Origin of the sequence: Sphingomonas rustica, assembly GCF_039652585.1 — a bacterium.
GTDB classification, from domain to species: Bacteria; Pseudomonadota; Alphaproteobacteria; order Sphingomonadales; family Sphingomonadaceae; genus Sphingomonas; species Sphingomonas rustica.
In genome coordinates, this window is the sequence record NZ_JBDIZK010000014.1 from 1 (window position 1) to 22470 (window position 22470).

At 68.2% G+C, this 22470-nt stretch carries 18 protein-coding genes and 1 pseudogene; 11 read left to right on the forward strand and 8 right to left on the reverse strand.

The annotated features are described in order from the left end of the window. Both TPR58_RS19785 and TPR58_RS19790 read right to left on the reverse strand, forming a co-directional pair. A pseudogene (locus TPR58_RS19785) lies at nt 1–119 on the reverse strand (IS5/IS1182 family transposase); the annotation flags it as partial. A gap of 68 nt (nt 120–187) precedes the next feature. Beyond that, nucleotides 188–1777: a tryptophan halogenase family protein gene (locus TPR58_RS19790; protein ID WP_346248487.1), complete on the reverse strand. Its 1590-nt coding sequence runs from the start codon at nt 1775–1777 to the stop codon at nt 188–190. 52 nt (nt 1778–1829) lie between these two features. On the opposite strand from TPR58_RS19790, the gene TPR58_RS19795 reads away from it, so the two are divergent. The 3 genes from TPR58_RS19795 to TPR58_RS19805 are packed head-to-tail and all read left to right on the forward strand — an operon-like array spanning nt 1830 to nt 4154. Then, nucleotides 1830–2462 (forward strand): TetR/AcrR family transcriptional regulator, encoded by a 633-nt coding sequence (locus TPR58_RS19795; protein ID WP_346248488.1) that lies wholly within the window; start codon nt 1830–1832, stop codon nt 2460–2462. 13 nt (nt 2463–2475) lie between these two features. Beyond that, nucleotides 2476–3228 (forward strand): electron transfer flavoprotein subunit beta/FixA family protein, encoded by a 753-nt coding sequence (locus TPR58_RS19800; protein ID WP_346248489.1) that lies wholly within the window; start codon nt 2476–2478, stop codon nt 3226–3228. Then, a complete protein-coding gene (locus tag TPR58_RS19805) occupies nt 3225–4154 on the forward strand; it encodes an electron transfer flavoprotein subunit alpha/FixB family protein (protein WP_346248490.1) in 930 nt (309 codons plus the stop codon). The genes TPR58_RS19800 and TPR58_RS19805 overlap by 4 nt, the downstream gene beginning before the upstream one ends. A gap of 50 nt (nt 4155–4204) precedes the next feature. Here TPR58_RS19805 and TPR58_RS19810 read toward each other — a convergent pair whose 3' ends face one another. Then, on the reverse strand, nt 4205–5341 hold the full coding sequence (locus TPR58_RS19810) for a sterol desaturase family protein (RefSeq protein ID WP_346248491.1): 1137 nt from the start codon (nt 5339–5341) through the stop codon (nt 4205–4207). Between the two features lie 162 nt (nt 5342–5503). On the opposite strand from TPR58_RS19810, the gene TPR58_RS19815 reads away from it, so the two are divergent. Together TPR58_RS19815 and TPR58_RS19820 are read left to right on the forward strand one after the other, a co-directional pair. Further along, nucleotides 5504–6625 carry an NADH:flavin oxidoreductase/NADH oxidase gene (locus TPR58_RS19815; protein ID WP_346248492.1) on the forward strand — a complete coding sequence of 374 codons (1122 nt, stop codon included), beginning with the start codon at nt 5504–5506 and terminating at the stop codon, nt 6623–6625. A gap of 106 nt (nt 6626–6731) precedes the next feature. After that, nucleotides 6732–7274 carry an ECF-type sigma factor gene (locus TPR58_RS19820; RefSeq protein WP_346248493.1) on the forward strand — a complete coding sequence of 181 codons (543 nt, stop codon included), beginning with the start codon at nt 6732–6734 and terminating at the stop codon, nt 7272–7274. 4 nt (nt 7275–7278) lie between these two features. Here the strand turns inward: TPR58_RS19820 and TPR58_RS19825 are convergent, their stop codons facing one another. After that, on the reverse strand, nt 7279–9714 hold the full coding sequence (locus tag TPR58_RS19825) for a serine/threonine-protein kinase (RefSeq protein ID WP_346248494.1): 2436 nt from the start codon (nt 9712–9714) through the stop codon (nt 7279–7281). A gap of 131 nt (nt 9715–9845) precedes the next feature. Between TPR58_RS19825 and TPR58_RS19830 the strand changes: the two genes are divergently transcribed. Next, a complete protein-coding gene (locus TPR58_RS19830; protein WP_346248495.1) occupies nt 9846–10313 on the forward strand; it encodes a MarR family winged helix-turn-helix transcriptional regulator in 468 nt (155 codons plus the stop codon). A 50-nt stretch (nt 10314–10363) separates the two neighbouring features. Then, nucleotides 10364–11554, forward strand: a complete 1191-nt coding sequence (locus TPR58_RS19835; RefSeq protein WP_346248496.1) for an FAD-dependent monooxygenase — start codon at nt 10364–10366, stop codon at nt 11552–11554. A 47-nt stretch (nt 11555–11601) separates the two neighbouring features. On the opposite strand, the gene TPR58_RS19840 is transcribed toward TPR58_RS19835, so the two are convergent. Beyond that, nucleotides 11602–12015 (reverse strand): lysozyme inhibitor LprI family protein, encoded by a 414-nt coding sequence (locus tag TPR58_RS19840; RefSeq protein ID WP_346248497.1) that lies wholly within the window; start codon nt 12013–12015, stop codon nt 11602–11604. A 3-nt stretch (nt 12016–12018) separates the two neighbouring features. Beyond that, nucleotides 12019–12393: a hypothetical protein gene (locus TPR58_RS19845; RefSeq protein WP_346248498.1), complete on the reverse strand. Its 375-nt coding sequence runs from the start codon at nt 12391–12393 to the stop codon at nt 12019–12021. 138 nt (nt 12394–12531) lie between these two features. On the opposite strand from TPR58_RS19845, the gene TPR58_RS19850 reads away from it, so the two are divergent. Then, on the forward strand, nt 12532–13089 hold the full coding sequence (locus tag TPR58_RS19850) for a DUF3237 domain-containing protein (protein WP_346248499.1): 558 nt from the start codon (nt 12532–12534) through the stop codon (nt 13087–13089). A gap of 105 nt (nt 13090–13194) precedes the next feature. On the opposite strand, the gene TPR58_RS19855 is transcribed toward TPR58_RS19850, so the two are convergent. Further along, nucleotides 13195–14358: an SH3 domain-containing protein gene (locus TPR58_RS19855; RefSeq protein ID WP_346248500.1), complete on the reverse strand. Its 1164-nt coding sequence runs from the start codon at nt 14356–14358 to the stop codon at nt 13195–13197. Between the two features lie 182 nt (nt 14359–14540). On the opposite strand from TPR58_RS19855, the gene TPR58_RS19860 reads away from it, so the two are divergent. Next, nucleotides 14541–18353 (forward strand): hypothetical protein, encoded by a 3813-nt coding sequence (locus TPR58_RS19860; RefSeq protein ID WP_346248501.1) that lies wholly within the window; start codon nt 14541–14543, stop codon nt 18351–18353. A 137-nt stretch (nt 18354–18490) separates the two neighbouring features. Here TPR58_RS19860 and TPR58_RS19865 read toward each other — a convergent pair whose 3' ends face one another. Then, nucleotides 18491–19618 (reverse strand): extracellular catalytic domain type 1 short-chain-length polyhydroxyalkanoate depolymerase, encoded by a 1128-nt coding sequence (locus tag TPR58_RS19865; protein WP_346248502.1) that lies wholly within the window; start codon nt 19616–19618, stop codon nt 18491–18493. Nucleotides 19619–19849: 231 nt separating this feature from the next. Between TPR58_RS19865 and TPR58_RS19870 the strand changes: the two genes are divergently transcribed. Further along, a complete protein-coding gene (locus tag TPR58_RS19870; RefSeq protein ID WP_346248503.1) occupies nt 19850–20290 on the forward strand; it encodes a hypothetical protein in 441 nt (146 codons plus the stop codon). 500 nt (nt 20291–20790) lie between these two features. Then, nucleotides 20791–22458 (forward strand): ShlB/FhaC/HecB family hemolysin secretion/activation protein, encoded by a 1668-nt coding sequence (locus TPR58_RS19875; RefSeq protein ID WP_346248504.1) that lies wholly within the window; start codon nt 20791–20793, stop codon nt 22456–22458. Nucleotides 22459–22470: the final 12 nt, after the last annotated feature.

Consider the following 22470-nt stretch of genomic DNA (forward strand, 5'->3'; position numbering starts at 1 on the left):
GCCGCCAGCGCCGCGTTGGTTATCTCCCGGATCCGTCGGAGCGGGTGATCCGAACGTATCCGGGACTCCACATCGACATACGAGAATAGCGCTCCCGTGCGTTCGTCTGATCCGCGCATCCCAACCTCCAGCCGGATTAGTGAATCACGATCATCCCGCTCACGCCAGTGACTTCTTCAACAGCCTGCTAGACTGCCAGGCGCAGTCCGCCGCTGGCGTTGATATGCTCGATCAGCGCGCGGTGCGGCGGCAGGTCGTGCGCGGCGCGCTCGCTGAACGCGCGCACCCTGGCGAAAATCGCCTTCGCTTCCTCGACCAGCGGAAACTCCTCGCGAACCGGGCCCAGGTCGGTCTGGAAGCCCATGCCGTAGAGGATGTACTGATAGTTGAAATAGGCGAAGCTCTCGGTGTCGAGGGTGAAGTCGAACCGGCCGGGCGGGCGATAGCGCCACTGGTCGAGCAGGTCGCGCAGCCGTTCCGGGATCGTCGCCGGATCGGCGTTGCGCCGCCAGAACGGCTCCTCGCGCCGGCTGAGGCAGTAATGGAGCTTCAGGAAGCTGACGATATTGTCGTAGCGGGCATTCATCAGCTCGTTGAATCGCCGCGCCGGGGCGTCGACCGGGCCGTTGAGCGGAAACAGCTCGGCGATCATCGCGATCGCCGCCTCGATCAGCACCACGCCGGTCGATTCCAGCGGCTCCATGAACCCGGCCGCCAGCCCGACCGCGACGCAGTTGCGCTCCCACTGGCGGGTGCGATAGCCCGCCTCGAACGCGATCCGGCGCGGCGTCACCTCGGCAAAGCGCGGTCCGACATAGCCGGACAGGATCTCCTCGGCCCGCGCGTCGCTGACATGCGCGCTCGAATAGACGCAGCCGATCCCGCGGGCGCCGGCCAGGCCGATGTCCCAGATCCAGCCGCCTTCATGCGCGGTCGCGACCGTGTAGCTTTCCAGCGGCGCGTCCGGCCGGTCATAGGGCAGCTTGCAGGCGAGCGCCCGGTCGGTGAACAGCGTGTCCTGGACCGGCTTGAACGGCACGCCCAGCGCCTGGCCGATCAGCTCGGCGCGAAAGCCGCTGCAATCGACATACAGGTCCGCCTCGAACGTCTCCCCGCCTTCGGTGACGACGCGGGCGATCGCGCCGCGATCATCCAGTTCGGCCCGCTCGATCCGGTCGGCGACATGGCGCACGCCCAGCGCGACGGCGCGCTCGGCCAGCACCTCGGCCAGCCGCGTCGCGTCGAAATGATAGGCATAGTTGAGGGGGCCGTCGAAATCGCCTTCGTGCGGCCGTTTGGGCGCGCGCTGCGCCTCCGCCACCCGGTTCTGGATCGTCACCGCTTCGGCAAAGGGCGGCCGCGTCGCTTCGTCCTGCAACAGCCAATAGGGGATCAGGCTGGTCTCTTCGCTGTGGAACGGCGCCTCGAACGGGTGGAAATAATGGCTGTGCCGCCCGTCCACCGGCGTTTCCGCCCAATCGACGAAGCGGATGCCCTGCTTGAACGTCGCCGAGGTCGCGCGGATGAACTGCGTCTCGTCGATGCCCAGATATTTCAGCGTGCTGCGGATCGTCGGGAAGGTGCCTTCGCCGACCCCGACGATGCCGATCTCCGGCGATTCGATCAGCGTGATCGACACCCGTGCACGATCGGTGACGCCCAGATGCCGGGCCAGATAGGCCGCGGTCAGCCAGCCCGCCGTCCCGCCGCCCACCACCAGGATCGATCGCCCGCTTCGCATGCGGCGACCATAGGGCAGGGGGCCAGCCTTGCCCATTGCCAAAAGCGTCTTTCCTACCCGCGGGAATAATGCTACTCGCCAGTAACCAATGGCCACCGATCCCGCCCTTGCCGGCTCGCCCTTCCGCTCGACGCGCACCAATGCCGGTGAGCGTGAGGAAAAGCGCGACGCGCTGCTGCTGGCGGCAGTGCGGATGTTCAACGAGCGCGGCTTCCACGCCACCTCGCTCGACGATGTCGCTGCTTCGCTCGGCGTGACCAAGCCGGTGATCTACCATCATCTCGGCAACAAGGAGCAGGTGCTGGTCGAGTGCGTGCGCCGCGGCATCGGCAAGCTGCACCAGGCCGCCGATCAGGCGCGCGCCGAACCCGGCACCGGGCTGGATCGGCTGCGCTCGTTCCTGCGCCTCTATGCCGGGGTCATCATGGGCGAGTTCGGTCGCTGCGTCATTCGCACCGGCGAGGAATTGCTGTCGCCCGACGCCCGTCTGAAGTTCCGCGCGCTCAAGCGCGAGATCGACGATGCGATGCTGGCTATGATCGTCGATGCGGGGGCGGACGGCTCCGCCGCGATCGCCGATGCGCGTCTCACCGGTCTCGCCTTTGCCGGGGCGCTGAACTGGCTGGCGCGCTGGTACCGGGTCGATGGTCCGCTGACGCCGCCGGAAATGGCGGCGCAACTGGTCGATATTCTCTGCGCGGGGATCGAGCCGCGCCAATGACGAAGGTGATGCGATGAAGATAATCGTACCGGTCAAGCGTGTGCTTGATTACAATGTGAAGCCGCGGGTGAAGGCGGACGGGACGGGCGTCGATCTGGCGAACGTGAAGATGAGCATGAACCCGTTCGACGAAATCGCGATCGAGGAAGCGGTTCGTCTGAAGGAAAAGGGTGCCGCGACCGAGGTGGTGGTGGTGACGATCGGGGTGCCGAAGGCGGAGACCGACGTGCTGCTGACGGCGCGCGCGATGGGTGCGGATCGTGCGATCCTGATCGTGAGCGAGGACGAGGTCGAGCCGCTGGGTGTCGCGAAGCTGCTGAAGGCGGTGTGCGACGAGGAGCAGCCGGGCCTGGTGATCCTGGGCAAGCAGGCGATCGACGACGACAGCAACCAGACCGGCCAGATGCTGGCCGCGCTGCTGGGCTGGCCGCAGGGCACCTTCGCCAACAAGGTCGAGGTGACCGGCGAGCGCATCGTGGTGACCCGCGAGGTCGATGGCGGGCTGGAGACGGTGGACCTGAAGGCGCCGGCGATCGTGACGACCGATCTTCGTCTCAACGAGCCGCGCTATGCGACCTTGCCCAACATCATGAAGGCCAAGTCCAAGCCGGTGGCGAAGAAGACGGTGGCCGATTACGGCATCGACGTCGCGCCGCGCCTGAAGACGCTGAAGGTGGTCGAGCCGGCCAAGCGCCAGGCAGGCGTGAAGGTCGCCGATGTCGACGAACTGATCGGCAAGCTCAAGGTGCTGGGAGTCGCGAAATGAAGACGCTCGTCTGGGTCGAACATGACAATGCCGCCGTCAAGGACGCGACGCTGGCCGCGGTGACTGCCGCCGGCCAGCTGGGCGAGGTCCATCTGCTGGTCGCCGGCAGCGGCGCCGCGGGCGTCGCCGACGAGGCCGCAAAGATCGCCGGCGTGACCAAGGTCCATCTGGCCGACGATCCCGCCTATGCGCATGGCCTGGCCGAGAATGTCGCGCCGCTGATCGTGTCGCTGATGGCCGATCACGACGCGGCAGTGTTCCCGGCGACCACCACCGGCAAGAACATCGCCCCGCGCGTGGCCGCGCTGCTCGACGTGATGCAGATCTCCGACATCCTGTCGGTCGAGGGTCCGGACAGCTTCACGCGTCCGATCTATGCCGGCAACGCCATCGCCACCGTCCAGTCGAGCGACGCCAAGAAGGTCATCACCGTGCGCGGCACCGCCTTCGCCAAGGCCGAGACCAGCGGCGGATCGGCCAGCGTCGAGGCCGTCTCGGGCACCGGCGATGCCGGCCTGTCGAGCTTCGTGTCGGCCGAGATCGCCAAGTCGGAGCGTCCGGAGCTGACCAGCGCCAAGATCATCGTCTCGGGTGGCCGCGCGCTCGGCTCGGGCGAGCAGTTCCACGCGTTGATCGAGCCGCTGGCGGACAAGCTGGGCGCCGCCGTCGGCGCATCGCGCGCCGCGGTCGATGCCGGCTATGTCCCCAACGACTATCAGGTCGGCCAGACCGGCAAGATCGTCGCACCCGAAGTCTATGTCGCGGTCGGCATCTCCGGCGCGATCCAGCACCTGGCGGGCATGAAGGACTCCAAGGTCATCATCGCCATCAACAAGGACGAGGACGCCCCCATCTTCCAGGTCGCCGATGTCGGCCTGGTCGGCGACCTCTTCAAGATCGTGCCGGAGCTCACCGAGAAGCTCTGAGCCAGCTTTTCCTCCCCCGGATGCTGCGCATCCGGGGGAGGAGATTTGACTTACCCCTTCCGCCGGAACGGATACAGGAACTGCGCCCGGTATCCCTTGGGCACCGCCTCCGGCACGCCGTAGCCGGTCGGCCAGCGACCCTTCGGGAAATGATAGGTCCCGAAGATCCGGTCGAGGATCGGGAAGTGGATCGCGAAATTCTTGTCGACGCCTTCGGCCTCGATCGCATGGTGCCAATGGTGGAAGCGCGGGGTCACCAGCACCGCGCCGAGCCGGTCGAAATCGCCGCGCAGGTTCGCGTGCACCATCGACGAATAGACGTACACGAAGGCGATATAGGCCTGCATTACCGACGGCGCGAAGCCGAAGGTCAGCAGCGGCAGCGAGGTCACGCCGCGCAGCAGGATGATCTCGAAGAAATGCATGCGCGCGCCGGCCAGCCAGTCCATCGACCTGGCCGAGTGGTGCACCGCGTGGAAGCCCCACAGGAACGGCACGCGGTGGAAGGCGCGGTGAAACCAGTATTGCGCCAAGTCGGTCAGCAGCATCACCTCCAGGAACTGGAGCAGCCAGGGCTGGCTGGCGATGGCGGCGCGGATCTGCGCGAAGCTGCCGGTCTGCGCCATGATGAAGGTCGACGGTGTCAGCGCTAGGAAGGTGATGACCTGCACCATCATCGAGCTGACGAGATAGTAGAACAGGTCCTCGCGCCATTCGGCGCGGAACAGCCTCTGGTCGCGGTGGCGGGGGAACAGCCGCTCGATCGGCGCGAACATCAGTCCGGTCGCGATCATGTTCACCGCGAAGAAGTCGAGCCCGAAGAAGATGCCCCAGGCCTGGCTCTCGCTCGGCTGGACCTGCGCCCCGCCCAGCAACGTCGCGACCAGCGCGATCACCAGCGCCGCCGCCCCGATCGCCTTGCGCGGCCGCAGCAACAGGCTGAGCAGGGCGAGCGCATAGGCCGAGATCAGCAGGCCATGGACCAGCGCGCGCAGCCCGCTCCAGGCATAGACCGGCGCCAGCTCGGGCATCGAGAACCAGCCGGGCCAGCGCAGCGCCATCACCAGGCACAGCCCGGCGATCGCCAGCACCAGCGCGAAGAAGCCGGCGAACCAGCCGCTTCCGAACCGCCGCACTGCGATCGGCGATTGCAGGTCCCGCTCCAGCGCCTCGAACCAGGCTCGCATGTCCGTCTCTCCCCCGGGGCAATGTCGAAGCGGTGGGGACAATGGCCGGTGCTGACAAGCGGATAATCGACGAACGGATCGTCCGGCGGGCGCGGAACGCAGTGCGGGGCGGTTCGTATCGGGCTAGACCGAACCATCCCCGCTGATCGCATGAGGACGTCCATGCCCGCACCGAAACTCTTCGAACCGCTGACGATCGGCGGTCTCAGCCTGCGCAACCGCATCGTGATCGCGCCGATGTGCCAATATTCCGCGGTCGAGGGGCAGATGACCGACTGGCACCTGATCCATCTCGGCGGCCTCGCGCTGTCGGGCGCGGCGCTGCTGACGATCGAGGCGACCGCGGTGCTGCCCGAGGGGCGGATCAGCCATGCGGACGTCGGCTTGTGGGACGATGCGACCGAGGCGGCGCTGGCGCGGACGCTGGAGAGCGTGCGGCGCTGGTCGGACATGCCGATCGCGATCCAGCTCGGCCATGCCGGTCGCAAGGCATCGACCGACCTGCCCTGGAAGGGCGGCGGCCAGATCGCGCCCGATGCGGCCAATGGCTGGCAGACCGTGGCGCCGTCCGCGCTGGCGCATGGCGCGGGCGAGAACCCGCCGGTCGCGCTCGACGAGGTGGGGCTGGCGCGCGTGCGCGACGCTTTTGCCGAAGCGACCGGGCGTGCGGCGCGGCTGGGGATCGACGCGGTGCAGATCCACGCCGCGCATGGCTATCTGCTGCATCAGTTCCTCTCGCCGCTCTCCAACCACCGCCGCGACGATTATGGCGGGAGCCTGGAGAATCGGATGCGCTTTCCGCTGGAAGTGTTCGACGCGGTTCGCGCGGCCTTTCCGGCGGACAGGCCGGTGACGGTGCGCGTGTCGGGCAGCGACTGGGTCGAGGGCGGATGGGACGAGGCGCAGACGATCGAGTTCGCCAAGGCGCTGGAGGCGCGCGGGTGCAGCGCGATCCATGTGTCGAGCGGCGGGCTGGATCCGCGGCAGGAGATTCCGATCGGGCCGGGCTATCAGGTGCCGCTGTCGCGGGCGGTGAAGGCGGCGACGGGGATGCCGGTGGTGGCGGTGGGGCTGATCACCGAGGCGGGGCAGGCGGAGCAGATCCTGGCGGACGGGGATGCGGACCTGATCGCGCTGGCGCGGGGCATTCTGTACGACCCGCGCTGGCCGTGGCATGCGGCGGCGGAGCTGGGGGCGAGCGTGGTGGCGCCGGACCAATATCTGCGGTCGCAGCCGCGACAGTATCGACACTTGTTCGCGCAGCGGGAGAGCGGCGAGGGGTGAGGAAAGGGGAATGCACCGTAGGAAGCTTCCTACGCTTTTGTGCATATTTCCGGGTTGCGGCACCCGGCGCCGATGTTAGGGTCGCGCGGCACGAACGGGGGCCGGGATGGCGAGCGAACCGATCCGGCCGGATGCGATAGGATCCTCCGAGGACCTGGTCCGGCAGCTGTATGACGAACTCCACCTGATCGCGCGGCGCGAGCATCGCCGCGCGGGCAGCCCGGTCACGCTGCAGCCGACCGCGCTGGTCGGCGAAGTGTATCTCAAGATCCAGAACCGCGCCGACTGGCAGAGCAAGTCGCATTTCCTGGGATGCGCCGCGACCGCGATGCGCCACGTCCTGGTCGACGCCGCCCGCGCGCGGCTGACCGCGAAGCGGGCGGGGCAGCGCGAGAGCCTGACCGGCGTGCTGGCGACCCTGGCCGAGCAGCCGCATGGCGACGAGGAGCTGGTGCGGCTGGGCGATGCGCTGGCCGAGCTGGCGCGGCACGACCCGCTGCTGGCCAAAATGGTCGATTGCCGCTTCTTCATCGGGCTGGACGAGCGCGAGACCGCCGAGGTGCTGGGCGTGACCGACCGCACCGTGCGCCGCTGGTGGACGCGGGCGCGGGCGTGGATCTATTCGGAGATGACCGCGAGCGAGGCGTAAACCCTCACAGCGCGCGGATCCGCGCCTCGACCTTCGCCACCGACTGAAGGCCGAAGGCACCCGCCGGGCCCATCGCGGCAAAGCCGGTGCGCGCCCGCCCTGCCGCCGCCGCGGCCTCCGCCCTGCGGCCCTGCTTCATCGCCAGCACCGCCTCGGTCAGCGCGAGCTGCGGGGTGAGCGGCGTCGGCGGCAGGGCGGCGATCGCGCCCCGCACCTGGCCGAGCAGCCGCTGCGCCTCGGCGAACTCGCCCAGTTCGGCCAGCGCCTGGACCAGGGTCATGTCGATGCCCAGCACCGGCAGCGACCGGGCGCCGAGGAAGCGGACCGCGAGCGGGCGCGCCTCCATCAGCGACACCCGTGCCTCGGCATGGCGGCCATTGGCGAGCTGTGCCTTGGCAAGCTGCGACAGGTCGGTCGCGAGGCCCGGCGTCTCGCCGAACAGGCGGCGGCGGCGCTCGACGATGCTGGCGGCGATCCGCTCGGCACCGGCGCCGTCGCCCTGGCGCAGGCGGATGACGCTGCGCAGCTGGTCGATGCCGAGCGCCTGGATCATGTCGCGCTGTCCCGTGCGCGCCAGCAGCCGGTCGACCCGGGCGAACACCGCGTCCGTCTCGCCCAGCCGGTTGGCCTCGATCAGATAGACGATGAGGTTGTTGTAGAGCGTCATCAGCGCGCTGTCGTTGGCGGCCAGGGCGCGCTCGCCATCGGCGAGATTGTCGGTCAGCAGGCGGATCGCGCGATCATAATCGCCCTTGCGCCGGGCGATCGCGGCGCGGGTGCGGACGATCTGCTGAAGGTCGCTGCCATAGCGGCGCGGATCGCGCGCGAAGACGGCCTCGGCCGAGCCGAGCAGCGCCGGCACATCCTCCTTGCCTCCGGTCGCCAGCGCGGCATCGGCAAGGTTGGCCCGCATCCGCGCGGTCATCTCTTCGCTGTCGCCGCCGATGCCGCGCGCCAGCGCGCTCCGGAGCAGGTCGTAGCTGCCCTTGGCATCCTGCATGTTGACGTAGAGGTCGCTGAGCGCGTTGACCGCGGAGCCCGAGCGCGCGCTGCGATCCAGCGTGGCGAGCATGCGCAGCGCCGATTCGTCGAGCGTCTGCTTGAGTGTCAGGTCGCGCGAATAGCCGGCCTGGGCGAACATCAACGTCAGCGTCTGGACGATCGAATCCGAGCGTCGCGCCTCGGCCAGCGCGGTGTCGCGCTCGATCGCGGTGCGGTGCGCCTGGATGGCGATGCCGGCGGCACCCGCGATCAGCGCCGCGAGCACCGCGCCGACCGCGGCGATGCTCCAGCGGTTGCGGCGCACGAACCGGCCGAAGCGATAGCGGCCCGACCCGTCGCGCGCGCGCACCGGGAGCGCCGCCTGATGGCGGGCGACGTCCTCGGCCAGTTCGGGCACCGAGCCGTAGCGGCGGGCGGGGTCCTTTCGCAGCGCCTTGAGGACGATCGCGTCGAGATCGCCGCGCAGCCGGGCGGGCGGGATGGCGATGCCGGGATGCGCGGCGGCGGTGCGGCTGGGCGGAGCAGGGTCCTCCTGCGCGACGCGGCGCACCAGCATCGACAGGGTGCCGCCATCGCCGGCCCAGGGCGTGGCGCCGGCCAGCAGCTCGTAGAGGATCAGGCCGAGCGCATGGACGTCGGTGGCGACGGTGATGGTGCCGTTGCCGAGCTGTTCGGGCGCGGCATAATCGGGCGTCATCAGCGCGGCGCTGGTGGTCGCGGCGGGCGCGGTGCCGTCCGCCCCCTCCTCGACCAGCCGGGCGATGCCGAAATCGAGCAGATGGACGCGGCCGGCGCCGTCGACCAGGATGTTCGACGGCTTCAGGTCGCGGTGGACGACCAGATTGGCATGGGCATAGGCGACCGCGTCGCAGATATCGGCGAACACCCGCAGCCGCGCCTCCAGCGGCGGCCGGTCCTGCTGGACCCAGCGATCGAGCGGCCGCCCCTCGACGAACTGCATCGCCATCCAGGGCCGGCCGTCGGGGGCGAGCCCGCCGTCGATCAGCCGGGCGATGCCGGGATGTTCGAGCCGGGCGAGCATCTGGCGCTCGCGCGCGAACAGCGACTCGCTGGGCACGGCATCGACCCGGAGCAGCTTGAGCGCGACGCGCTGTTCGAAGCTGTCGGCGCGGCGGGCGAGATAGACTTCGCCCATGCCGCCGCGCCCGACCAGCCGGTCGACGATGAAGGCACCGATCCGCGCACCGGCGGCGAGCGACGCGCGCGGCAGCGGCGCGGCGCTGTCCTCCAGCACCGGCGGCGGCGCGTCGAGAATGCCGCGCCGGGTCGACGCGGCCAGCATCGCCGCCACGCGTTCGGCGATCGCAGGCGACAGCGTCGCGATCGCCGCGGCGCGCGCGGGCGGGTCCAGCGGCTCGACCCGGTCGAACGCCTCGAGAATATCGGCCAGGCGCGGTGCGGCGGTATCGACGGTCATGATGCCCCTCATCTTCCCGAAGACGCAGATTAGCGTGCGATGCGGACAGCGGGGAAGGGAAAGTTTCGGACGGCGGCAGGTCGCCGCGCGGGCCGCGGCCGCGGCGCTATCCACTGGAAAGCCGGGCCGCGATGCCCCAGGGTTCGGGCATGAAGGCACAGGACGAACGCATCCATCCGGGGGCGGCGGTGGCGCCCGGCTATCTGGCCAACCATGCCGCGCGGGTGTTCAACCGCGCCGTCGACGCGGCGCTGCGTCCGCATGGCATGTCGCTGGCGCTGATCGGGCCGATCATGCTGTTGTCGTGGAAGGGGCCGATGCTCCAGCGCGATCTGGTGCGCGATTCCGCGGTCAAGCAGCCGGCGATGGTCGCGCTGCTCGGCAAGCTGGAGGCGATGGGGATGATCGCGCGCGCGGCGCTGGCCGAGGACCGCCGCGCGGCGATGGTCTCGCTGACCGAGCGCGGCGCGGAGATTGCGGCGATCGGCGGCGCGGCGCTGATCGATGCCAATGCCCGCGGGGTCGAGGGGATGAGCGCGGCGGAGGCGGCGCAGCTGGTGCAGCTGCTCCAGCGGTTGATCGCCAATCTGGAAGACTGAGCGGAACAAAAATATCACTCGTGATGTTTATCGGAGCCTGGAGGAACAGCATGGCCCGACGCATCCTGATCACCGGCGCAAGCATCGCCGGCATAACCACCGCGTGGTGGCTGGGCCGCCACGGATATGAGGTGACCGTGGTCGAGCGCGCGCCCGGGTTTCGCGACGGCGGCCAGAATGTCGATGTGCGCGGGGTCGGCCGCGAGGTGCTGCGCCGCATGGGACTGGAGCAGGCCGCGCTGGACGGCGGGACCGGCGAGATCGGCACCGCCTGGGTCGACGAGGACGGCGAGGTCGCGGCCGAGTTCCTGACCGACGCGACGACCGGCGACGGGCCGACGGCGGAGATGGAGATCCTGCGCGGCGACCTGGCGCACCTGTTGTACGAGGCGGCGCGCCACCATGCCGGATTCCGCTTCGGCGACAGCATCGCCGAGGTGGAGAATGGGCGCGACGGCGCGCAGGTGACGTTCGAGAGCGGGCGGCGCGAGGCGTTCGACCTGGTGATCGTCGCCGAGGGCGTCGGGTCGGCGACCCGCGACCGCGTCTTCCCGGGTGAGAATGATCCGCGCTGGATGGACATGACGATCGCCTATTTCACGATTCCCCGCACGCCCGACGACGATCGCAAATGGCGCTGGTACCATGCGGCGGGCGGCCGCAGCGTGTCGCTGCGCCCCGACCCGCACGGCACGACCCGGGCGATGCTGACGATCCAGAAGCCGCCCGAAGGCGAGCAGGAACTGTGCGTCGAGGACCAGAAGGCGTGGTTGCGCGAGCGGTTCGCCGATGTCGGGTGGGAAGCGCCGCGGGTGCTGGCGGGCATGGCCGGCACGGAGAATTTCTATTTCGACGTGCTGCGCCAGGTGCGGATGAAGCGCTGGTCGAACGGTCGCGTCGTGCTGACCGGCGATGCCGCCTGGTGCGTCACGCCGCTGGGCGGGGTGGGCGCGACGCTGGCGGTGACCGGCGGCCATGTGCTGGCGGGCGAATTGATCCGCACGCCCGACCTGGCGGAGGCGCTGGCGGCCTATGAGGCGGCGATGCGGCCGATGGTCGACCAGGCGCAGGGCGTGCCGAAGATCGCGCCGCGGCTGATGAACCCGCACAGCAAGCTGGGCATCCATCTGCTCCACGGCGTGCTGAACGTGGCGAGCCGGCCGATGCTGCGCGGCCTGACGACGAAGATGTTCGCGCGCGACCAGAAGGAGCCCGACCTGTCGCCCTATCCCCAGGGGTGACGCGGGCGGCGGCGGGCGGCGGGCGGCACACCCGCCACCGCGCGCGGTCAGTCGTCGATCTGGAGGATGCGCAGCTTGCCCTCGAGCGCAAGCGCGCGGTCGCGGATCAGCGCGGTCGCATCGGCCGCCTGCATGGGGACGTACATCGTGCCCTGCCGCGTCTCGAAAAAGGCGCTGCTCGCCTTCATCTCGGCATCGCGGAACGCGATCCAGCTGCGCTGCGCGGCGCGAAGCTGCGCCCCCGCCCCGGCGGGGAGGCGGCGCAGCAGCGCGGTGTAGGCGGCATTCATCCGCCGATCATAGGCCCTGGCTGCTTCGTCCTCGCAACCGGTCTGCCCGGCGGTGGAGGCATTGCCGTCCTTCGCCAGGCAGGCGGCCAGCGCCGCCTCGGTCGGGTCCGGTTTCCCGTCGGTCGCGGGGGCGGTCATCGCCAGCGCGGCGATCAGCGACAGGGCGAGCATCGGCTAGACGCCGCGGCGGCGCTGGACCAGGCCAAGCACGCCGACGATCAGCAGCGGCAGGCTGAGCCCGATCAGGAACAGCGACAGCATGTTGCCGCCGACCTCGCTGTTGTTCGCGGCGCTGATCGACTGGGCCGCGGCCTGGGCATCGGTTGCGGTCATGGCGGTGGCGAAGGCGCTTTCCTGGCACCGGGCGATCATCTCCGCACCCTGATCGCGCACCCGGTTCTCGCACTGGGCGATGGCTGCGGCGTCGGCCTTGGGCGGTCCGCCGTTCAGCTGGAGAAACACGCCGACGATCAGCATCGCCGCCCCGATCACGAGGAGCAGCACCGGATTCTTCTTCATGTCAGTTCCCGCCAGTGGATAGTCCGGCATCGAAACGATCATCGTGCCGTTTTTATCCACCGGGACCGCAGCGGCAGCGGGACGAGGGCAGATCGCGCTTGCATCCGCCGCGCCCGGTTCGATATGCCGCATGACAAACTAGACAGTCTGCAGGGGAAGAGGCGTCCGATGGCAATGCGATCCGGTTTCATTCGTCGCCTCTCCGGCGCGGTCGGCGGCGTCGCGGCGGCACTGATCAGCACGACCGGCACCGCACTGGGCCAGTCGGCCCCCGCGCCCACGCTGACCTATGCGTTCTCCGCACGGGTCGAGGTCGCGCCGCCGGTCGAGCAGGGCGAGATCGATGGCGGGCGCAAGCGCTTCATCCCGATCACCGGCGGCACGGTGACCGGCCCGCGCATGACCGGCGAGGTGATGGCCGGCGGCGGCGACTGGCAGACGATCTTCCCCGGCGGCGTGACCCGGCTGGAGGCGCGCTATTTCCTGAAGGCGGCGGACGGCACGGTGATCGGCGTGCACAATGTCGGCGTGCGCGTGGCGAGCGGTGAGGTGACTGAACGGCTGGCGCGCGGCGAGAAGGTCGATCCCGCGGCCTATTATTTCCGGGCGACGCCGGTGTTCGACCCGCCGCCGGGCGCGCATGCGTGGTTGCGGACGAAGACGTTCGTCGGGCGGGGGATCCGGATGCCGGATCATGTGGTGATTGATTTTTACGTGGTGGAGTGAGGGATGGCGTGGGGCGGTAGGCTAGAGTTGCTGCTTGGCAGCTTTGCGCCCCACTGCCGCCGTTTACCGGCCGCACCCCGTATCCCGAAAGCAGTCGTTCGTTCATCAGCCGGGCGCGTCCAACAGCCGCACGGCCGGGGCATAGACCCAGCCCTCCGACAGCTGGTCGGTCAGAGGGTCGCGGTAGACTACAAGTCGCCATGTGCCCCGATTTTCCTTGACCGCCAGCAGCATACCCTCGTCACCGCGCATCAGCACCTGTGCCTTGCCTTGGGGCTCGCGGCGGATCGGGGCCATCCGCTTGAGTTCGGCGCGCGGCATATCCGCGACTGAGGCTTCGTGTGCAGCTTCCTGCGCCTGCAGCAGTTCCTCGATGCGGTCCTCGATCGTCTGCAACTCGGCCTTGATCTCGACGATTGCCTGCATTTCGGCCGGCGACATGTCCGGTGGCGTCATCCACTGGACGAACGCCAGCACAACCATGAAGATCTCGAACAGCTTGAGCGCTCCGATCCCGCCGATCTCCTTCATCGTGTTCTCACCGAAGCGCTGCACAATCGCCGCCATCAGCGTGACGAGGGCGATAAGCAGACCGGCACCTTGCTCCGGGCTCTCCGACTGACCGATCGCCTCGATCAACCGGTGCGCTTCGAGAACCTGCTCGGCCGCGATCGCGGCACTGCTCGTGGCCACCGTGTCGGCCGCTGCCCGCAGGGTCAGGCCGTCGATCATCCGCGCGCGGTCGGCGGCGATCTTGATAATTTCCAGGCTGGGCGAAAGTTGCTCGCTCAGGGTCCGCGCCTGCTCAGCCCAGCGCGACGCGCCCAACAGCTTGCTGATCGTCGACTGATTGGCCGCGAAGACACTGCCGAGCTTGGTCCATTCGGGCACGCTCGCGACTAGGATAGCCTTCTGCGTCTTCAGGATTCCGCCCGGATCGCGGTCGATCCAGCGCGCTGTGCCTTGGAGTGCGACCATCCAGTTCGGCGAGGCGAAATCCTTCAGCGCTGAAATCTTGCTCAAGCGCAGCGCCTCGCTTGCCGCCATCACCTCGCCGATCCGCGTGCCGCTCATCCGCGCGGCGGTGCCAAGAATGCCAGTCTTCTCAAGCTCCCGCAGATGGGCCAACGGGCGCTGGACCGCGGCAAGGCGGCGCTGGAACTCGGTCGTCGGCCCGAGGATGTTCTTGACCATGTCCGCCTGCTCGCGCTGGAGTTTCAGGAAGTCGGAATAGGGGCTGTCAGGCCGGAAGGGGAATTTGCTGGTCATGCGCTTTCTTTGACAGAATCGATTCCGCGGTTCGACCAACATTTTGGTGCACCACAGTCAACCGCGCCCGATTTGGTTGCTTCTGGGGCCTCGAACCCCGTCGCGCCGCTCGGGTCTGACCTTCGGTCGTTTCGGTCCCGTTCGTGCTTTCCTGTCGGGACGCTTGAGGGCAGAAGGACGCTATGTTCACCGTCAAACCTGAGGACATAGCGCGGCTCGACGACAAGCAACTGGTCGAGTTGTTGCGCGCGCTCGTGCATGCCGAGGCGCGAAGCGCTGGCGTGCCGCTCTCGGGCGCAAACATTCCGCTCCAGATCACCATTCCCGATGGTGGCGAGGACGGCAGCATCCAGTGGCAGAATGGCGAGGACTACACCTCCTACTTTCCGAGCCGCGACGTCGTCTTCCAGTGCAAAACCACGGATCACAACGACAGCCAGTGGATGAAGGAGGTCTGGACCAAGAAGACCCAGGCTGCGAAGGTCACCAGCAAGGTGCTGAGCCCGGCGATCGCCGGGGCGCTCGCGCGCGGGGCGACCTATATAGGCGTCACCGGCACGCCGCGGGTCAAGCAGACGCTCGCCTCGCGCGAACAGGCGATCCGTACCGGAATCATCCAGGCTGGCGGAGATCCGACTAATCTTGCCGCGATCCACATTTATGACGCCAACAAGCTCGTCGGTTGGGCCAACGCGCACCCCGCAGTCGCCCTGTCAGTCCGCGAGCGTGAGGCAGGCTTCTCGCTGTCGACCTTCGGCACGCTGGCGCGTTGGGGCAGGCGGCCCGCGCTAACAACGCCGGTATTCGTTGCGGTCGCCGAACGTGAGTTCTCACTGGGCCCCGCGCCGAACCAGCGCATCCGTTTCGATGCGCTCGGTGCACAAATGCTCAATCACCTGAACGAGCCCCACGCCTGCATCCGACTCTGGGGCCCCTCGGGTCTGGGCAAGACCCGCGCCTTTCACGAGGCGCTTCTCGGCGCCGTCGGCACCTTGCTCGATATCAGCACAGCCAATTTCATCTTCTGCGATTACCGGGAGTCAGCAGCCCATCTGTTTGACGTCGCCCATCAGCTGAAGAATGCTAGCACCGACGCAATCCTCGTCGTCGATTCCTGCCCGCTGGCGGAAGCCCTGCTCTTGGTGAATCTCGCGCGGGAGGCCGACAGCCTGCTTCGCGTTGTCACGATCGGCACCGAGGGCACGGACCATGCCGACGCATGCATGATGATCAAGGCGCTGCCGGACGACGCAACCTGTCGCGGGATTCTCGCTGCGGCGCTTCCCCAGACGTCCGAAGCGCAGCTCGACGCTCTGGTCGCGCATTGTGGCGGTTATCCCGCCCACGCGCTCCTGCTCTCGAGTGCTGGTGCGGACGTCTGGGGAACCAATCGAACTCTCGGCGAAATCGCGGACCGGATCCTTCGGGAGAAGATTAAGGACGATCTCACGATCAGGGCGCTCGAATGCTTGGCGATGTTCGAAGAGCTTGCCCCGGAAAGCGATCCGCAGACCTTTGACACGCTCTGCGAGACAATGGTCGGGATCAACGGCTCTCAGATCTATGAAGAGCTGATCAAGGCAACCGCACTGGGCGTCGCCGAACGCGATCACGATCGCTTCTTCATTTCCATGGACCTCATCGTCAACTTTCTGGCGCTTCGCCGGCTCGCGCATCTGCGTCCCTCGACGGTCCATGCCTTCCTGCTCTCTGCAAAGGCGCAGGTACGCGATAGCCTGCTGGCGCGCTGGCAGTCGCTCAGCGAGCGGTCGCTTACTGCGGTCGAGGTCGTCCGCGGGATGGTGCTTCGCGGTTGGATGCAGAACGACAGGGTGCTGAGCGATGACGCTACACCCTATCTCGTGGCCTTCGTTCACGTCGATCCCGATACGATGCTGAAGGCCTTGTCCTACGCTATCCACTCCAAGTCGATCGATGACCTAGCGACCCTCGATGTGAACGGCGCGCTGCTCGACGCGCTTCGCCTGCTCGCCTCGATGAAGCGTAATTTCCTCTACGCTGTGCCACTGGTCATTAAGCTCGCCGCTGCCTCCGATTTCGGAGGCGAGACGCCCGTCGTCCGGCTGCTGCGGCAGCTGTTCCAGGTCGCCTTGTCAGGCACCGGCGCTGATGAGCAGAAGCGGCGTCACGCACTTCTCGACGCCCTCGACGATTCCGACCCCCGCATGCGGCGCGCCTCTGTAGAGGCGCTGGGAGCGATGCTGACGACCCAGATGACCCGGTTCGGCGATTTCGAGGGTGTCGGTAGTGAGCCATTTGAGGAATGGCATCCGAGCGACGATGCCCAGATCCTCGGCTATTTCCGCTGGGCGCTGGAGAAGCTGATCGGACTGTGGCGCACCGAGGAGGTGCTGCGCGAGCGTATTGAAGAGATCGTGGCCGACGATCTGCGCATCCTTGTCGAGTTCGACGTGCTCGATCTCGTCGAGAGCTTTTCCCGCGAGGTCGTGGCGCTGCGCGGCCACTGGTTCGAGGGTACGCGCAGCATCGGCGACTGGCTATATTACGACCGGCCACTAGAGCAGGGCGACCACGCGGTCGCGGTCCGCGCGCTCTACAATTCAACGCTGCCCGCCGATCCCGTCGACCAGGTTCTCCTGTATAGCCGGTACTGGACGACAGACATCCACGACCCCGACAAACGCTACGCGGACGACAGCGAAAATCCGGACGTCGAATATCCGGCGCGCCGCGCCCAGCAACTTGCGCCGGTCATTGCGGCCGATCCCGCGCTGCTGGCGCGCGCGATCGATGTAATGGCGGGCACTGACACCAACATGCCCTTTCCTTTTGCCAACACGCTTGCGGAGCATCTGACAAACCCGCTCGATACCTTCGCTATGGCGACCGAGGTCCTCGATCGCAGCGACAACCGGAATGGCATCGGCTTCGTGCGCGCCCTGCTCAACAGCCTCGATCGCCGATTCACCGACGATCCCGAGCGCGACGACGCGCTGGTCGCGATCGCCCGGAGCTCGCGCACGCTCTTCGCCGACGAGATGGAGATCTACACGGCGCTTCGCATGACGGAGTCACGGCTGCGCGGACTCGCGGCCGGCATCCGCGAAGGTAAGTTCGACCTGCGCCGGGTCGTCCCTATCTCCTATGGCCGCGGTCTCGACGATACGCCGCCCGCGGTCCTCGCCGAGCTTATCGACGCGCTGATCGGCCGCGAGACCGATCACGGCGCTTGGGCGGCAGTCGAAATCCTCAACATGGTCGTGTACGGCAAAGCCGAGATCGCGCCGGAGATCCTCGATCTCATCAAGCGCGTGGTCCTCGCACCCGCGGTCGCCGACGGTCCTGCGGGATTTGCCGGCCATGCCGAGCATTCGCTCGAAAACCTGGTCAAGCGTCTGGCTAGGTTTGATGCCATCGACGCCGGGTTCGCGCGCGCCTTTGCCGGTATCGTGACGCGCTCCTGCCAGTCGGCGGATTCGCAGCTGCGCATCGCCGAGGCTCTGCGCAAGTCGCTCGTGCACGTCGTCGACAAGGCGCCGCTGGAGGTCTGGGAGGTGGTGAGCGCCTTCCAAGAAGGCGCGACCCGCTATGAGCGCGAGCGGCTTACCAGGATCCAGGCGCCGGCCACGCCCTTCGGCCGGGAGGTCGGCCGGACGGGTCCCGGACTCCTGTTCAGAGCGCCCGAACCCGCGCTGCTCGCCTGGGTCGATGCCGATCCCGAAGCCCGGGTCGAGTTCCTGCTCAGCTTTTACCCCATCCTCATCCCGCAGGAAGAGACATGGTCGTGGCACCCGGCGCTCGACCGGCTCGCCGCGCGCTATGGCGCGCTGCCGGCGTTCCGTGCTGGCCTGAGGCTGCGCATATTCCCGCGGTCCTGGTCGGGCTCGCTGAACACACATCTGGTGAGCTTCCTTGAGCCGCTCGCCAGCTGGGAGGGGCACGCGACGCTCAGTGAATGGTCGGAGCGCATGCGTGTGGACATCGAGAGCCGGTTCGTGCCCGAAGAGGAGTGACGCTGACGGGCTGCGTCCGCTCTCTCGCATTTCTACTTCGAAGCCGTCATTCCGCTCGCGGCCCTAATCCAGCCGAAACGCTGAGACAGTGCGGGCTCCGCTTTGGAGATTTCCGACGGCAGCGACGGCCCCTCCAACTAACCCTTCAGCAACCCCGCCGCCCGCAGCGCATGGTTGATCACCCGTAGCGGATCGAGGCGGCCGCCCTCGATCGGAGCGAGTTCGGGGGCTTCGTCCGACCGCGCGGTCTGGGGCGGCACGGCGGGCTTCGGGGCCGGATCGGCGCTCGCCTCCGGCGCGGCGGCTTCGGCCGGGACCAGGCCCCAGCCGGCGGCGATGCGCCAGGTCGAGGAGATGCCCATGTCGAGCATATAGGGGCCGGGCACGCCGCAGGCCTCGGCCGTGCCGGTGGCCAGCGGCACGCCGTGGCCCATGCCGGCGATGGCATATTCCTCGACCGCCAGGGTGCCGTCGGGATGGTGCCAGGCGCGGTGGGCGTGGCCATCGACCCGGTCGATCCGGTCGGGGGTGACGACGCCGTGCAGCTCGGTCCATTGATGGAGGATCATCGCGGCGCTGACCGCCTCGACGGTGCGGTCGGCGGTGCCGTGCCAGACCGACACGGTGGGCCAGGGGCCGCGATGGTCGGAGGCGGCGCGGACCAGCCCGGCGAGCGCGGTGCGGTCATAGCCCTGGCCGCGCATCCGGTCGAACGCCTCGGGCACGGTGCCCGCCACCCCGTAGGGCAGGCCGGCGATGATCGCGCCGCCGGCGAACAGATCGGGACAGGCGGCGAGCATCACCGACGTCATGGCGCCGCCCGCGGACAGGCCGGTGACATAGATGCGCGCGGGATCGATCGCGTGGCGGGCGACGGCCGTCTCGACCATCTGGCGGATCGACTCCGCCTCGCCGCCGCCGCGGCGGATGTCGGCGGGGGCGAACCAGTTGAAGCACAGGTTCGGATTGTTCGCCCGCTGCTGCTCGGCATAGAGCAGGGCGAAGCCGTGGCGGTCGGCAAGCTGGGACCAGCCCGAGCCGCGATCATAGCCGGCCGCGGTCTGGGTACAGCCGTGCAGGACCAGGACGAGCGGGCGGTTCGGCGGCAGGTCGGCGGGGACGTGCATCCAGGCGCGAAGCTGGCCCGGGTTGCTGCCGAACTCGTCCAGCGCGCTCAGCGTCCCGGAGGATCCGGCCGGATCGAACGGGCCGGTTGCCGGGGTGAAGCTTCGCAGGCGGGTCAGCGTATCGGAAAGTGAGCGCATGGAAGGCCCCTTTGATGACAGCTAGGGGCGGATACCCGACCCGCGACTGCCGCGCGAGCGAATATTGTGCAATGCAGCATAATTAGGGGTGGCTCCAGCGATTGCAATGATATCGCGGCGATTTTCCCGGGGATTGGCGGGGTCGGCGCGCGCCGAGGGGCGGTTTTGCGCCGTGCCTGTCCGCTTTGACGCCCGGCGCTCGTCTTGGGTGGCAGATGGCGGGGACGGCGCATGGGCAACACAGTGCGGGCGAGGCGGGGCGTGGCGGTTGCGGTGATCGCGGCCTTTGCGGTTGCGGCGGCGGGCCGGGCGCAGGTGGTGGTGCTGAACGGCCGGTCGGCGATCGGATCCGATTCGAGCGCGGGGCAGCTGGTCACGATCGTCTCCGCCAATTCGGGCGGCGCGCGCGTGTCGATCCGCACCGATCCGGAGGTGGCGCTGATCTGTGACCAGAAGGCGCCGGTGACGCGCTGTTCGGCATGGGTTCGGACCGGCGCGCGCATCCGGGTGGAGATGCGGCGGCCCGATTCGCCGCGGGTGCCGCCGGGGCACGGGGCAGCGCCGACGCGCGAGCAATGGGGGCGTGGCGGATGCCCCGGCACGCTGGCCGGGGCGGATTGCACGGTGGTGATGAGCGCGGCGCGGACGGTGGCGGTCGACTGGTCGCGGTGAGGTTGAGGCAAAGCGCGGGGCGTTTCGGGATTCGCGCGCGTCGTCCGAGAGCTGAGTCGCGGCGCCTCGATATCGCTTGCGGGCGCGAGGGGGCGATCGGCAGCCGTATCGGCGGGGGCGAAATATTGGCAAAAATGCGACGAGTCCGGTTCGGATGCGGAACAATAGTCGGCGGGCAGAGTTTTCGTCGCCGCTGGGTGACCGGCGACAAATGCCTTTTCCAGTCATGAGCAGAGTTTCCGCCCCCAATTCAGACCGTCAGCAGTCGCGAGTTCAGTGATAAACTCGCGTCGCAGTCGATTGACTTGGATAACGAACGGGAAGTAGCCGTGGCCGGGTCGACGATGTTCGGTGGTGCGGTCCGTAATGACCGAGTCACGGATCAGGCGTTTGCATGCCTTCGAAGGGAGAATCGGAAGGTGGGTGAGCAGCGTGGGTACGGCAGGGGTTTGTCATGCGCGGGATTTGTACTGGCGACCCTGTTGTGGGGCGGCAGCGCGATGGCGCAGAATGTCCCCCCGCCGACCTTGCCCTCGCCCGAACAGGTCACCCCGCCGACTCCCGAGATGCGCCAGCCCTCGACCGTGCAGGTCGATTCGCGCGCCGCGTTCGAGCGCGAGAGCTGTCCGTTCGACAATTCGCCGCTGAGGCTGAACCTGCAGCGGGTCGAGTTCACCCGGGTCGACGGCAGTGCGCTGCCGCCCGAGATCGCGGCGATCATCGCCAAGCTGAAGCAGCCGAGCGGCGACCAGTCGATCCGCGTGGTGTGCGACCTGCGCGACCAGACCAACGAGGCGCTGCGCCGCGAGGGCTGGGTGGCGTCGGTGCAGGTGCCGCCGCAGGAGATTGCCGACGGCGTGCTGCGGCTGCACGTGGTGACCGCGCGGATGGTCGAGACGCGGGTGCGGGGCAATGCCGGGCCGTATGAATCGCTGCTGCGCGAGCGGCTGGCGACGCTGCAGGCGCAGGACCCGCTGAACGAGCGGGTGATCGAGCGGCTGCTGCTGCTGGCGGGCGACGTGCCCGGGCTGGACGTGCAGCTGGCGCTGCGGCCGGCGGGCGGGCAGCAGGGCGACGTGATCGGCGAGGTGACGATCAGCTATCGCCGCTTCACCGTGCTGGCCAATGTCCAGAACTATAATTCGCGGATCCTGGGGCGCGAGACCGGCTATGTCCGCGCCGAATATTACGGCCTGACCGGGATGAGCGACCTGACCTATCTCGGCTTTTCCAGCACCGCCGACTTCAAGGAACAGCGGATCCTGCAGGGCGGCCATATCCTGGGCCTGGGCGGTGGCGGGACGACCGCGGGCATCCGGGCGAGCTATGCCTGGTCGCGCCCCGACCTGGGCACGCTCGACTATCGCACCGACACGCTGATCCTGGGCTTCGACGTGACCCAGCCGCTGGTCCGGTCGCTGAACGGCAATATCAGCCTGGGTGCGGGCTTCGACTATATCAACCAGCTGACCGACATCCATTCGGGCGACCTCAAGCTGCCGCTGACCGGCGACAAGATGCGCATCGCCTATGCCAGCGTCAGCGGCGACACGCGCGAGCTGCGCCGCGACGGCAGCATCGTGTGGTCGCTGCGCGGCGCGCTGGAGCTGCGCAAGGGGTTCGACATCTTCGGCGCGTCGCAGCCCGGCTTCGCCGGCGGGCGCACCCAGTCGCGGATCGACGGACGCTCCGACGCCTTCGTCGCGCGCGGCAGCCTGGAGGCGATCCTGGGCCTGACGTCGAACTTCCGCATCGTCGGCCGGGCGCAGGGGCAGTGGACCAACGACTCGCTGCTCAACTACGAGGAATTCGCGCTCGGCAACCTGACCATCGGGCGCGGCTATGATCCCGGCGCGAACAGCGGCGACCGCGCGGCTGCGGTCAGCGGCGAGGCGCAGTTCGACCTGCCCGCGTTCAACTGGCTGACCACCCAGGTCTTCGGCTTCTACGATTTCGTCTATCTCGACAATCTGGACCGCGGATCGACCGAGCGCGACCGCAAATTCTCCAGCTATGGCGGCGGCCTGCGGCTGGGCCTGCCCGGCCAGGCGCTGCTGGAGGTCACCTATGCCCGGCCGATGGACCGGGCGCTGAGCATCGACAAGGCGCGGCCGACCGACCGCGTCCTGGTTTCATTGTCGCTGAGGTTTAGCGACTCGGTACGGTAGTAAGGAGTCGAG